Raw genomic sequence first — 12,205 nt, 5'->3', positions numbered from 1 at the left:
GTGATCCTGCAGCTAGGTATTAGCCTGAATTATACAGCCGTATAAAACTATCACCCGTGATCCGTTCGATCTTTTTTTAACCGCAGCGCATCGACGGTTATTGGGGAATAGGCGGGCGCAGATCGGGCCACTCGGTGTGGCAAAGGTGCTCAGCCAGATAGTCCACCAGCAGTCGCACCTTGGGCGAGAGATGGCGATTGTGCGGATAGAGCGCCCAGATCCCCTCCTCCGGTGCCCGCCACTCGGGCAGCAGTTCGACCAACCGGCCCGACGCGAGGTGACCTGCCACGTAGTAATCAGGCAGCTGCAAGATACCAATCCCCTTGAGCGCCGCATCCACCAGCGCGTGGCCACTGGGGCAGCGCAAGCGGCTACGCACCCGCACCGTGGTCGGTGTGCCTGCGCGGGTAAAATGCCACTCGTCACTGTTGCCCACCAGACAGGTGTGGCGGGCCAGTTCGTCGGGGGTGAGCGGGGCACCGGCGCGCGCCACATAGTCGGGCGCAGCGCAGACATACGGCAGGCGCGAGCCGAGCCGGCGCGCCATCAGGGTGGAATCCTTGAGATGGCCAAGACGAATGGCGAGATCGTAGCCCTCCTGCACCAGATCCAGCAGCTGATTGGTCAGGGTCAGGGTCACCTCAAGAGCCGGATAGCGGGCCATAAAGTCATTGACCAGCGGCGCGACCCGGCTTTCGCCATAGGCCACCGGCGCGGTAATACGCAGGCTCCCCTGCGGCACTGACTGGTGGCGGCCAAGGGCCAGCTCCGCCTCATGCAGCTGATCGAGCAGCTGCCGGCAGTGGCGATAATAGAGCTCGCCAAGTTCGGTAAGGCGCACCTGCCGGGTGGTGCGCAGCAACAGCTTGGCCTGCAGCCGATCCTCAAGCCCCGCCACCTGACGGCTCACCTGCGCCACCGACAACCCCAGCTTGCGCGCCGCCGCCGTAAAGCCACCCTGCTCGGCCACGCTGACAAATTCGCAGATCCCTTCCCATCCCAGCATTATTACTCACAGGTAAAAGTGATTTGATATTTACCATGATTATCACCAAAAACGAGGGAAACTACACTTTAGCCTGTACGCCATATCCACCAGCTAGAGGAGCAATTCATGGCACAGGTTCACAGCATCAAGTGCAAGGCAGCCATCGCATGGGGTCCGGGTCAGCCGCTCTCCATTGAAGAGGTAGAAGTCATGCCGCCTCAGGCGGGTGAAGTGCGCATCAAGCTGGTGGCGACCGGCGTCTGCCACACCGATGCTTTTACCCTCTCTGGTGATGATCCGGAAGGGGTGTTCCCCTGTATTCTCGGCCACGAAGGCGGCGGCATCGTCGAATCGGTGGGCGAAGGGGTCACCAGCGTCAAGGTCGGTGATCACGTCATCCCGCTCTACACCCCGGAGTGCGGCGAGTGCAAATTCTGTAAGTCGGGCAAGACCAACCTCTGCCAGAAGATCCGCGCCACCCAGGGCAAGGGATTGATGCCAGACGGCACGACTCGTTTCTCCAAAGAGGGGCAACCCATCTATCACTACATGGGCACCTCGACGTTCAGTGAATACACTGTGCTGCCCGAAATTTCGGTCGCCAAGGTCGATCCGGCGGCGCCGCTCGAAGAGGTGTGCCTGCTCGGTTGCGGCGTCACCACCGGCATCGGCGCCGTGATGAACACCGCCAAGGTAAAGGCTGGCGAGAGTGTAGCCATCTTCGGTCTGGGCGGGATTGGCCTGTCGGCCATCATCGGTGCCCGCCTCTCCAATGCCGGTCGCATCATTGCCATCGACATCAACGAGAGCAAGTTCGAGCTGGCCCGCAAACTGGGCGCCACCGACTGCATCAATCCGAACAACTTCGACAAACCGATTCAGGAGGTGATCGTCGAGATGACCGACGGTGGCGTCGACTTCTCGTTCGAGTGCATCGGTAACGTCAAGGTGATGCGCGCAGCACTCGAGTGCTGCCACAAGGGCTGGGGCGAATCGGTCATCATCGGCGTGGCCGGTGCCGGTCAAGAGATCAGCACCCGTCCGTTCCAGCTGGTCACCGGCCGGGTCTGGCGGGGCAGCGCCTTTGGTGGCGTGCGTGGTCGCAGCGAACTGCCGAGCTATGTCGAGCGCTACATGAAGGGCGAGTTCCGCCTCGATGACTTCATCACCCACACCCTGCCGCTTGAGCAGATCAACGACGCGTTCGATCTGATGCACGAAGGCAAGAGCATCCGCGCTGTGATTCACTACTGATGCAATCCGGGCGCCCCGCGCGGGGCGCCCGGATTGGGAGAACGCCATGACCCTGGAAACGATCAGCGGTAACAAGAGCTTCGGCGGCTGGCACCGCCAGTATCGCCACCACAGCGAGGTGCTGGGCTGCACCATGCGCCTTGCTGTCTATCTGCCGCCACAGGCCGAACATGGCCCGGTGCCGGCACTTTACTGGCTGTCAGGTCTCACTTGCAGTGACGAAAACTTCATGCAAAAGGCCGGAGCACAGCGCATCGCCGCCGAACTGGGCATCGCGCTGATCGCCCCCGATACCAGCCCGCGTGGCGACGGGGTAGCGGACGATCCGGCGTATGACTTGGGCATGGGAGCCGGGTTTTATCTCAACGCCAGCGAGCAGCCCTGGGCCAGTCATTATCGCATGTATGACTACGTTACCCGCGAGTTGCCCACACTGCTCGAAGCGCAGTTACCACTTAACGGGCAGCGCGCCATCAGCGGCCACTCCATGGGCGGCCACGGCGCCCTGATTTGCGCCCTGCGCGAGCCGCAGCGTTATCGTTCGGTCTCGGCATTCAGCCCCATCAGCCACCCGATGCACTGCCCTTGGGGCCAGAAGGCCTTCACGGCCTATTTGGGATCGGACGAAGCCCGCTGGCGCGAGTGGGACACGGTCGAGCTGTTAGGTTCGCTCGGCGCCCCGACGCTGCCATGTCGGGTCGATGTAGGGCTGGCCGATCCGTTCCTGACCGAGCAGCTCGGCATTGATGCCTTGGCCGATGCGGCTGCCGACGCCGGCTGGCCCATCGAACTGGAACGGCATGAAGGGTACGATCACAGCTACTACTTCGTGGCGAGCTTTATCGAGGCGCACCTGCGCTTTCACGCCGCGGCGCTCGGCTGAGACGAGCCGAACACCGCCAGCATGTCACGCTGCAGGGCCCGCAGCTGCTCGATCAACGCCAGATTGAGCCAGAGATATCCGATCACTTCGGGTGCCTGCGCCTTCTCGGGCTCGATCATCAGTTGGCGCAGGTCAGCATCGAGGCCGTCGAGCTGGCCCAGCATGTCCTGATTGAGCGAACCGGCCAGCGCCAACGCCGCCAGCTGATCGAGCACATCGCCAATGCGCTGGTGCGCCCGGCGCAGCAGATCGGCATTGAGCATCATGAAGTGGCTCTGGCGATTAGCCCAGAAGGCACCGCCGAGCAGCTCCAGCTGCGCCACCAGATTGCGCAGGCTGCGCTGGATCTGCTCCATCTTCTGGCTCGGAGCGCCACTCTCGCGGGCTGCCGGCGCCAACAGGGTGCGCAGTTTGACCAGCTCGCTCATCAACTGGCTGCGCTGGCGCTCCAGTTGCGGCGGTTGCAGCAAGTTGGGCGACAGGGCACTGCGATAGATAAGACTGGTCGCCTGTAGCTGACGGGCCAGTTTGAGCCGCCAGTGGATGTAGGCTTTGTGCGGTCGCAGCGCGGCCAGCACGATGGCGATCAGGGCACCGAGCAGCACGTCTCCGGCCCGCCACAGCGCGGCGTCGATGGTGCTGGGATGAGGCCCCACCACCACCGCCAGCGTGATACCAAGCAGCAGCCCCACATAGGGGCGCTTACCCAGCGCCATATAGCCGCAGACCACCATGACCGCGCCGCACCAGAGCATGCCGAGCCAATCGACATACTGGAACAGATAGAGCGCCACCACCCCCAGCGCCGCACCGACGCAAGTCCCCAGCACCCGGTGCCAGGTGCGCGTCACGATATTGCCCCAATAAGGCAGCGGACCGAGGATCACCACCAGCGTCACCAGCGACCAGGCGTCATTGGGCAAATTGAGGTGGTGCAACAAACTTAACGTAATCATAAATACCACCGCCAATCGCAATCCGTGGATTAGCCGGTAGTGTCGGTAGACCGCCTGCTGGCGGGCCGTGATGGGGGTGTTGCGCTGCATGACATCCAAGTGCAGAAGGGTGGAAATGGGCAAATTATATGCTTCTGCCCGGCGCCGTCCATGCCACGCTTTCTTGGCATCGCGTGACCAACCCCGTATAGTGCTGGGCGTTTATCACTCAGGTTTCCCGACTATGTTCCAAGACAATCCGCTGCTGGCTCAGCTCAAGCAACAAATCCGTGAAAATATCCCGAAGAAAGAAGGGGTCATTCGTGCCTCTGATCGTGGATTCGGATTCCTCGAAGTCGATGAGAAGACCAGCTATTTCGTGCCGCCCCCTTACATGAAGAAGGTGCTGCACGGTGACCGCGTGGTCGCCCTGATCCGCACTGAAAATGAAAAGGAAGTGGCCGAGCCGGATGAGTTACTGGAACCGTCACTGACCCGCTTTGTCGCCCGCGTGAAGATGTTCCGCGACCGCCTCAACGTGGTGCCTGACCATCCGAGCATCAAGGAAGCTATCAAGGCCCGCCCGAAGAAAGGGCTGGACGAGAAAGATTTCCACGAAGGTGACTGGGTGGTTGCGACGCTCAAGCGTCACGCCCTCAATGACAATGGCTTCTTCGCCGAAATTACCGCGAAGATCGCCGACAAGGCCGATCACAATGTGCCCTGGTGGGTGGTGCTGGCGCGCCACAATCTGGCCCAGATCGAACCGGCCGACCTGCCAGAGTGGCAAGATCTGGAAGCGGATCTGCCGCGACGGGATCTGACCGGGACCGCCTTCTTCACCATCGATGGCCCCAAAACCAAGGACATGGACGACGCCCTGGCCATTCGCGAAACCGAACAGGGTTGGGAGTTGCTGGTTGCCATCGCCGATCCGACCGCGTATGTGGCCGAAGGCAGCGATCTGGACAAGGAAGCCGCCAAGCGTGCCTTCACCGTCTATATGCCGGGCCGCAACGTGCCGATGATTCCGCGCACCCTCTCCGACGAGCTCTGCTCGCTCAAGGAAGGGGAAGAGCGCAACACCCTGTGTGCCCGCCTGCTGGTGCACAAGGATGGTCTGCTCGACGAACAGACCGAGTTTTTTGCCGCCCGCATCCGCTCGCGTGCCCGCCTCAACTACGACGACGTCTCCGACCTGTTTGAAAGTGGCAAGCCGCTCGCTATCGACGCCGATGTGCTGTCCCAGCTGCCGCTGATGAAGGCCATGACCGAAGCGCGCATCGCCTGGCGTACCGAGCACGCGCTGGTATTCCCGGATCGCCCCGACTACGACTTCGAACTGGGCGAGAACGGCGCCGTGCTGGCCATCCACATGGAGCCGCGCCGCATCGCCAACCGTATCGTCGAAGAGTCGATGATCGCCGCCAACATCTGCGCCGGTCGCGTGCTGGGCAAGACCGTCGGCTACGGCATCTTCAACGTCCACAGCGGCTTTGAACAAGACTCTCTGGACGCCACCATCGACCTGCTGAAAAGCGCCGATGCCCCGTTTGAGAAGGAAGAGATCGCCAGCCTGTCCGGTTTCTGCGCCCTGCGCCGCTGGATCGACAACCTCGATACCCGCTGGCTGGATGGCAAAATCCGCCGCTTCCAGAGCTATGCCCTGATGTCGGCCGAGCCGGGTGCTCACTATGGTCTGGGTCTGGATGCCTATGCCACCTGGACCTCACCGATCCGTAAGTATGGCGACATGGTCAACCATCGCCTGCTCAAGGCCGTGATTGCCGGCCAGCAACCGGGGGCACGTCCGAGTGAAGAGCTGACCCAGCACCTGACCGACTGCCGCCGTCTGCACCGCATGGTCGAGCGCGACATCGCCGACTGGCTCTACGCCCGCTTCCTGGCGCCCGTGGTCCCGACCGGCAAGGTGTTTGCTGGCGAGATCATCGACGTGATGCGTGCCGGTCTCAAGGTGCGTCTGCGCGAGAACGGCGCGGTGGCCTTCGTGCCCGCCAAGCTGATCCTCGACAACAAGGAGCGCCTCGAGTGCAACTGGGACAGCGGTCGCGTCTTCCTCGACAAGGAGCCGATCATGGAGCTGGGCCAGGTGATTGAGGTCAAACTGGCTGAGGTGGTGGAAGAGACCCGCTCTATCGTCGCCCAGCTGGCCGAGCCCTTGGTGCCCGGTCCGAAACCGGAACAACCGGCCGCTGAACCGGCAGCCGAATAACGCCACGGGGCCCGGCACTGCCGGGCCCTGCTGTTTGTGCGGGTAAAGATTCCTATGACACCACCACTCCCCCGCTTACCCGGTCTGGATCTGGCAAGAGCACTGGCCCTGTGTGGTATGGTGCTGGTGAGTTTTCATTTGGCCTCGGCCAGCAGTGATCTCAGCAGCTGGCTCGACCGGCTGATCGCCATGTTGCAGGGCCGACCCGCCGCGCTGTTTGTCACGCTGGCCGGTCTTGGTATCGGACTTGGCAGCAAGGGGATGCGCTGGCGCCAAGCGGCTGCTCGCACCGCCCGACGCGGCCTGTTTCTGTTCATACTCGGTCTGGCCAACACGCTGCTGTTTCCCGCCGATATTCTGCATTTCTACGGCGCCTTTTTTCTGATTGCCGCACTCTGTTTGCGCCTGCCCTCCTCCCTGCTGCTTATGGTGGTGATGGGGCTGGCCGATCTGTTTGTCACCTTATTGTTTGTGTTTGATTATCCGGCTGGCTGGCGCTGGCAGGATCTCAGCTACCCCGATTTCTGGCAGCCACTTGGATTTGCACGCAATCTGCTGTTCAACGGCTGGTATCCGGTGGTGCCCTGGTTGGCGTTTCTGCTGCTGGGGCTCTGGCTGAGCCGCTTTGATCTGGCAAGCCCACGGGTGCGCGGCTTGCTGCTGACAGGCGGCGTGGCGGCGGCGGTGCTGGCCAAAGCGGGCTCGCTGCTGCTGTCGGCGCTCTTCCCGGCCTGGGACTCCCTGTTTGCACTAGAGCCGATGCCACCGCTGCCGCTATTTCTGCTCTCGGCGGCCGGCATCGCCTGCGCCCTCATCGCCCTGTGTCTGTTGCTAGGTGACAGTGTGGTGCTGCGCCCCCTGCTGCCGATGGGGCGGCAGACGCTGACCCTCTATCTGCTGCATCTGCCCTTTGTCACTCTGCTCACGGCGCTTGATGCAACCGCTTGGCAAAGCCTGCTGGCAGCCGGCCTCTGGTTGTGGCTGGCTGCGCTGGCGGCAGGATGGTGGCAGCGGCATCGTGGCCGCGGACCGCTGGAAGCCCTGATGCGGCGGTTGTGTGACCGCCGCATGCCTCAATAGAGGCGATGGGCCAGCGGATTGAGCAGGCGTGGCAGACCGCGGGTAAAGTGGATGGGTGCATCCTGCACCGTATAGCAGAGGCACCCCTCTGCGGTGTGCGGGGTATGCACCACGCTGGCATCGCGCCAGATAAAATCGCCGCGCTGATAACGCACACCGCCGTCCTGCATGCTGCCTGACAACAGCAGGGTCAGCTCATAGCCGCGATGGGTGTGCTCGGGGATCTGTCCACCCGCCGCGATATGCAGCAAGCTGGCCCGAATGGCGGCCTGACCAAACGCCAATCCCTGATGACGCACCTTGCCCAGTTGCCGCCAGGTCGGCTGATGATGGCGCGCCAACACCCCCGGCAGGGCAATGCGCTCACCGTCCACCTCAATCCAGCCTTGCGCGGCTGGTGGCGCAGGCACCCGCTCAGCCGGCGATGCCAGAATCTGATCCAGCATGTCAGACATCCCCGCGTCATCAAATGCGGCAGGCAGCGGCTCATCAAACGCTTCGGCGGCCAGTTCGGTTTCGTGTTGATGCACTCGGTTGCGACAGGCGGCGCACAGCTCGCAGTGGGCGGCAACCCCTACCGCCAGCGGCACAGGCAGCTGATCGGCCGCGAAGGCGCGCAGCATCTCGTCAGTCGGATGGGCTTTAATCATGGTGCTGCTCCACCTGTTCTTTGAGTTTTTGCAGGGCAAGGCGCAAACGCGACTTGATGGTACCGAGCGGAACGCCAAGCAGGTCGGCCAACTCCTGCTGGGAGAGCTCCTGCAGATAGAGGCCGCGAATCACCTGTTGCTGCGGCTCGGGCAGCGTGGCCACGTAACTGGCCATCTGGCGCGTCAGCACCGCCCCTTCACCGCCGCCGCTCTGCTCATCATCCTGCTGATTGAACTCCACCAGCGGCCACAGCTCGTCGGCGCACAGATCTTCTTTATTGCTCTGGCGACGGCGCAACATGTCAAAGCAGTGATTGCGCATCACGGTGTAGACCCAGGTGGTCGCCTGACCCCGATCGGGTTGATAGAGCGCCGCCTTCTGCCACACCAGGAGCAAGGTTTCTTGTACCAGCTCCAGCGCATTGGCTTCGCTGCCAAGATGACGCAGGCCATAGTGGCGGATGCGGGGGGCAAAGTAGTGAAACAGCCGGGCAAAGGCCGCGCGGTCACGGTCGCTCGCGACCCGCAACAGCAGCGCCTGCAGATCCTCGGGCAAAGGTTGCGTCACGGCACCCGTCCTGTGAGGCTGTGGGGAAATGTGGCCAGTATATGTCATGGCGAACCGTCCTGTAGCTCGATGACACAGCAATACGTGGCCGAGTCAAAGAGGGATCACTGCGGACGCGCAACCAGCTCTTCAAGCAGGGTCAGGGCAGCAATGCAGTTGGGCTCGCCAATCAGCCACTGCTTTTGCTGCGGCGACATGGGCAGGATCTCAATCCAGCGCTGCACCACCCAATTAATGTCGTGCCAGCGCGGATGCTGGTAAAGGGCGCCATATTCGGGGTACTCACGAAACACTTCGCGCAGCTTCTCCACCAACCAGCCATCTTCAATTCCCTCTTGCGACGGCCAGGTAGGCAGCGATGTCACCTCGCCCCAGCGCAGGCCGTCCGCCTCCTGACGCAGCTCGCCAATCTTCATCCGCTCCATGCCGCGCACCGTGATACCGAGCAGACCATCTTCGAGGCGGTCAAAATCGATGATCTCGACCCGGGTGCCGATCGGCAGCATGTTGCACAGCGCATCCGGCTGTTCAGGGTCAAGCATGCACAGCACAAAGCCATGCTCGCTGGCCAAGGTGACCAGCCGCTGATAACGGGGCTCGAAGATCCGCAGTAGCATGATGCCGCCGGGCAACAGATGAGCAGATAGGGGGAAGAGAGGCAGTTCCATGATGATCTCCGCTGACACACCTATCATGATACGTCAGCCAGCGTCAGGCGGTTCAATAATGGCGCGATCTTCTGCCTGCCAGCGCACATAGTGGCCTGATTTGTCTGTCATTCTCTGGAATTATGCAGTAAAAGTGGATAACGAGCGATTATTCGGAATTTAATCCGGTAGTAAGTGGTCCCTTTCGGTGAGTTGCCCTGCCTTCGCGCCTTGTCGCCGCCCGCACGGTGGTTTTCTCGGCCCGTTACGGGTAAAATTCACGCCCTTAAATCCAGTCATTCTTCGACGCATAGCCATTGGTGGTCAGTTATGAAAGAGCATATTCATCATCTACTTGAACAGACGGTTGCCAACCTCAAATCCGCTGGCATGCTGCCGGCCGACCTGGAAGCCCGCATTCAAGTCGATCGATGCAAGGATAAAGCTCACGGTGACCTGGCTACCAACCTGGCCATGCTGCTGGCCAAACCGGCCGGTAAAAACCCGCGTGAGCTGGCCGCGGCCATCATCGAGCACCTGCCCGCATCCCAGCAGGTCGCCAAGGTCGAGATCGCCGGTCCCGGTTTCATCAACTTCTTCTTCGACAAGGCCTGGCTGGCCGGTCAGGTGGATGCCATCAACGCGTCCGCCAAGGCCAATGTGAAGCTGCCCGAGCCGCAAACCGTGGTGGTCGACTACTCGGCGCCGAACGTAGCCAAAGAGATGGCCGTGCACCACATCCGCTCCACCGTGCTCGGTGACGTGGCAGTGCGCGCCCTCGAGTTCCTCGGCCACAACGTGATCCGCGCCAACCACATCGGTGACTGGGGCACCCAGTTCGGCATGTTGATCGCTTATCTGGAGAAGATGGAGAACGAAAGCGCCTCCGACATGGAGCTGCGTGATCTGGAAGCCTTCTATACCCAGGCCAAGCGTTATTACGACGAAGACGAAACCTTTGCCGAGCGCGCCCGGGGTTATGTGGTCAAGCTGCAGGGCGGTGACGAGTACTGCCGCACCATGTGGAAGAAGCTGGTCGATATGACCATGGAGCAGAACCAGCGTAACTACGACCGCCTCAATGTCTCCCTGACCAACAAAGACATCATGGGCGAGTCGATGTACAACGACATGCTGCCCGAAATCGCGGCCGACCTGAAAGCCCGTGGTCTGGCGGTGGAAGATGACGGCGCGCTGGTGGTCTATCTCGACGAGTTCAAGAACAAGGATGGCGAGCCCATGGGCGTCATCATCCAGAAGCGTGACGGTGGCTTCCTCTACACCACCACCGACATCGCCTGTGCCAAGTACCGCTACGAGAAGCTCAAGGCCGATCGCGTGATGTACTTCATCGACTCCCGTCAGCACCAGCACCTGATGCAGGCCTGGACTATCGTGCGTAACGCCGGTTATGTGCCCGCCGCCGTGCCGCTCGAGCACCACGCGTTCGGCATGATGCTGGGCAAAGATGGTCGTCCCTACAAGACCCGCTCCGGTGGCACCGTCAAGCTGGTTGACCTGCTCAACGAGGCCGAAGAGCGCGCGGCAGCCCTGCTTGATAGCCGTAACAGCGACATCACTGGTGACGAGCGTGCCAAGGTGATCAACGCCATCGCCATGGGCGCGGTGAAGTATGCGGACCTCTCCAAGAACCGCACCACCGACTATGTGTTTGATTGGGATCTGATGCTGTCGTTTGAAGGCAACACCGCGCCTTATCTGCAGTATGCCTACACCCGTATCCAGTCGATCTTCCGCAAGGCCGGTGTCGATGCCGCCAGCCTGACCGGCAGCATCGCTCTGGCCGAAGAGGCCGAAGAGACCCTGGCGCAGAAGCTGATCCAGTTCTCCGACGCCGTCAACGGTGTCTCTGACAAGGGGATGCCGCACCTGCTCTGTACCTATCTGTACGAGCTCTCCGGCAACTTCATGACCTTCTACGAAGCCTGCCCGATCAACAAGGACGGCGTCGATGAAGCGACCCGCAACAGCCGTCTGCTGCTGTGTGCTGCCACCGCCAAGGTGCTCAAGCTGGGCCTCGACGTGCTGGGTATCCACACTCTGGAGCGCATGTAAGTTATGGCTACACGGGATTATGTCGGCAACGGCGCGCGCAGGCGCTCCGGTGGACGTAACAGCAGGCGGGCAGCGCCCAAGCGCAGCTTCCCGCTGATTCCGGTGCTGGTTGCCGGAGTGCTGCTGGCCGGCTTTGGCGGCTTCCTTTACATGATCAAAGGTCAGGGAAACAGCGGCCCCTCCATCGAAGATCAGGTGCGGGCCAATAAACCCAAATCTGACAAACCCGAGCTACCACAAGAGAAGTGGAGCTACATGGAACGGCTGGAGAACAAGCAGGTCGATATCGTCGCCCCGCCGCCCCAGCCGGGCGTGCTGCCCCCGCAGCCGGCCGACACCATGACGCTGCAGACCGATGCCGAAGCCAATCCGGTCACCACCTCGGTGCCGCAACCGGGGACACCGGTGGGCCAGAGCGGTCTGAACCAGCCGGTGACCCAGCCCAAGCCAGTCACCAAGCCACAAGCGGTGACTCAGCAAGCGGTCAGCCAACCGGCCGTGGCGCCGGTAGCCGAGGCGCGCGAGCAGGTGATCGATCGCAAGGCAGAGCGGGAACGTATTGAGCGGGAGATCCGCGCCGAGATGGAGAAAGAGCAGGCAGCAAAAGCCGCGGCAGCCAGCACGCCGGCTAGCAGTGACAGCGGCCGCTTCATCATGCAGTGCGCCGCCCTGCGCTCGCAGGATGCTGCCGAGTCGCTCAAGGCGCGCATCGCCTTTACCGCCGGTCTGAGCTCCAGCTTGCAGATCGTCAACGGCGCCAGTGGCACCGTCTATAAGGTGGTGGTAGGTCCCTTCAACGGCAAGGCCGCAGTCGATTCGGCTGGCAGCCAGTTGAAGGCCTCCGGCATCAGCGGCTGTATCCCTCGCAAGCAGTAACCTATTGAAAAAGTT

The 12,205-nt window shown here is 61.8% G+C and carries 11 protein-coding genes; 6 read left to right on the top strand and 5 right to left on the bottom strand.

Features of this window, described 5'->3' with window-relative positions; genetic code table 11:
- Window positions 1-97: 97 nt before the first annotated feature.
- Window positions 98-1,006: a LysR family transcriptional regulator gene (locus BW958_RS13985; protein WP_076576378.1), complete on the bottom strand. Its 909-nt coding sequence runs from the start codon at window positions 1,004-1,006 to the stop codon at window positions 98-100.
- Between the two features lie 108 nt (window positions 1,007-1,114).
- Between BW958_RS13985 and BW958_RS13980 the strand changes: the two genes are divergently transcribed.
- Together BW958_RS13980 and fghA are read left to right on the top strand one after the other, a co-directional pair.
- Window positions 1,115-2,242 carry an S-(hydroxymethyl)glutathione dehydrogenase/class III alcohol dehydrogenase gene (locus tag BW958_RS13980; protein WP_076576377.1) on the top strand — a complete coding sequence of 376 codons (1,128 nt, stop codon included), beginning with the start codon at window positions 1,115-1,117 and terminating at the stop codon, window positions 2,240-2,242.
- Between the two features lie 46 nt (window positions 2,243-2,288).
- Window positions 2,289-3,125 carry an S-formylglutathione hydrolase gene (gene fghA / locus BW958_RS13975; RefSeq protein ID WP_076576376.1) on the top strand — a complete coding sequence of 279 codons (837 nt, stop codon included), beginning with the start codon at window positions 2,289-2,291 and terminating at the stop codon, window positions 3,123-3,125.
- Here the strand turns inward: fghA and BW958_RS13970 are convergent.
- Window positions 3,104-4,171, bottom strand: a complete 1,068-nt coding sequence (locus BW958_RS13970) for an FUSC family protein (protein WP_076576375.1) — start codon at window positions 4,169-4,171, stop codon at window positions 3,104-3,106. The two genes, fghA and BW958_RS13970, sit on opposite strands and share 22 nt — an antisense overlap.
- Window positions 4,172-4,304: 133 nt before the next feature.
- Between BW958_RS13970 and BW958_RS13965 the strand changes: the two genes are divergently transcribed.
- Window positions 4,305-6,293: an exoribonuclease II gene (locus tag BW958_RS13965; protein WP_076576374.1), complete on the top strand. Its 1,989-nt coding sequence runs from the start codon at window positions 4,305-4,307 to the stop codon at window positions 6,291-6,293.
- A 54-nt stretch (window positions 6,294-6,347) separates the two neighbouring features.
- Window positions 6,348-7,373, top strand: coding sequence for a heparan-alpha-glucosaminide N-acetyltransferase domain-containing protein (locus tag BW958_RS13960; RefSeq protein WP_076576373.1), 1,026 nt, complete (start codon window positions 6,348-6,350; stop codon window positions 7,371-7,373).
- Here BW958_RS13960 and BW958_RS13955 read toward each other — a convergent pair.
- Genes BW958_RS13955 through BW958_RS13945 form a run of 3 tightly spaced genes read right to left on the bottom strand, consistent with a single transcriptional unit; the run spans window position 7,367 to window position 9,259 of the window.
- The gene (locus BW958_RS13955) at window positions 7,367-8,023 is read right to left on the bottom strand and encodes a ChrR family anti-sigma-E factor (RefSeq protein WP_076576372.1); all 657 of its coding nucleotides are present in this window, start codon (window positions 8,021-8,023) and stop codon (window positions 7,367-7,369) included. The genes BW958_RS13960 and BW958_RS13955 overlap by 7 nt on opposite strands.
- Window positions 8,016-8,639: a sigma-70 family RNA polymerase sigma factor gene (locus BW958_RS13950; protein ID WP_083687352.1), complete on the bottom strand. Its 624-nt coding sequence runs from the start codon at window positions 8,637-8,639 to the stop codon at window positions 8,016-8,018. The genes BW958_RS13955 and BW958_RS13950 overlap by 8 nt, the downstream gene beginning before the upstream one ends.
- Before the next feature lie 56 nt (window positions 8,640-8,695).
- Window positions 8,696-9,259: an LON peptidase substrate-binding domain-containing protein gene (locus BW958_RS13945; RefSeq protein ID WP_076576371.1), complete on the bottom strand. Its 564-nt coding sequence runs from the start codon at window positions 9,257-9,259 to the stop codon at window positions 8,696-8,698.
- Between the two features lie 309 nt (window positions 9,260-9,568).
- On the opposite strand from BW958_RS13945, the gene argS reads away from it, so the two are divergent.
- Window positions 9,569-11,314 (top strand): arginine--tRNA ligase, encoded by a 1,746-nt coding sequence (argS, locus tag BW958_RS13940; RefSeq protein ID WP_076576370.1) that lies wholly within the window; start codon window positions 9,569-9,571, stop codon window positions 11,312-11,314.
- 3 nt (window positions 11,315-11,317) lie between these two features.
- The gene (locus BW958_RS13935; protein ID WP_076576369.1) at window positions 11,318-12,190 is read left to right on the top strand and encodes an SPOR domain-containing protein; all 873 of its coding nucleotides are present in this window, start codon (window positions 11,318-11,320) and stop codon (window positions 12,188-12,190) included.
- Window positions 12,191-12,205: the final 15 nt, after the last annotated feature.

Origin of the sequence: Aeromonas sp. RU39B (genome assembly GCF_900156095.1) — a bacterium.
Lineage (GTDB): Bacteria > Pseudomonadota > Gammaproteobacteria > Enterobacterales > Aeromonadaceae > Aeromonas.
The sequence above is the reverse complement of the archived record's forward strand: the minus strand, read 5'-3'. Positions and strand labels throughout refer to the sequence as shown.

Excerpts from the sequence above, each read along its gene's own strand:
- BW958_RS13985 (WP_076576378.1), bottom strand. The coding sequence starts at position 1,006 with ATGCTGGGATGGGAAGGGATCTGCGAATTTGTCAGCGTGGCCGAGCAG.
- BW958_RS13980 (WP_076576377.1), top strand. The coding sequence starts at position 1,115 with ATGGCACAGGTTCACAGCATCAAGTGCAAGGCAGCCATCGCATGGGGT.
- fghA (WP_076576376.1), top strand. The coding sequence starts at position 2,289 with ATGACCCTGGAAACGATCAGCGGTAACAAGAGCTTCGGCGGCTGGCAC.
- BW958_RS13970 (WP_076576375.1), bottom strand. The coding sequence starts at position 4,171 with ATGCAGCGCAACACCCCCATCACGGCCCGCCAGCAGGCGGTCTACCGA.
- BW958_RS13965 (WP_076576374.1), top strand. The coding sequence starts at position 4,305 with ATGTTCCAAGACAATCCGCTGCTGGCTCAGCTCAAGCAACAAATCCGT.
- BW958_RS13960 (WP_076576373.1), top strand. The coding sequence starts at position 6,348 with ATGACACCACCACTCCCCCGCTTACCCGGTCTGGATCTGGCAAGAGCA.
- BW958_RS13955 (WP_076576372.1), bottom strand. The coding sequence starts at position 8,023 with ATGATTAAAGCCCATCCGACTGACGAGATGCTGCGCGCCTTCGCGGCC.
- BW958_RS13950 (WP_083687352.1), bottom strand. The coding sequence starts at position 8,639 with ATGACATATACTGGCCACATTTCCCCACAGCCTCACAGGACGGGTGCC.
- BW958_RS13945 (WP_076576371.1), bottom strand. The coding sequence starts at position 9,259 with ATGGAACTGCCTCTCTTCCCCCTATCTGCTCATCTGTTGCCCGGCGGC.
- argS (WP_076576370.1), top strand. The coding sequence starts at position 9,569 with ATGAAAGAGCATATTCATCATCTACTTGAACAGACGGTTGCCAACCTC.
- BW958_RS13935 (WP_076576369.1), top strand. The coding sequence starts at position 11,318 with ATGGCTACACGGGATTATGTCGGCAACGGCGCGCGCAGGCGCTCCGGT.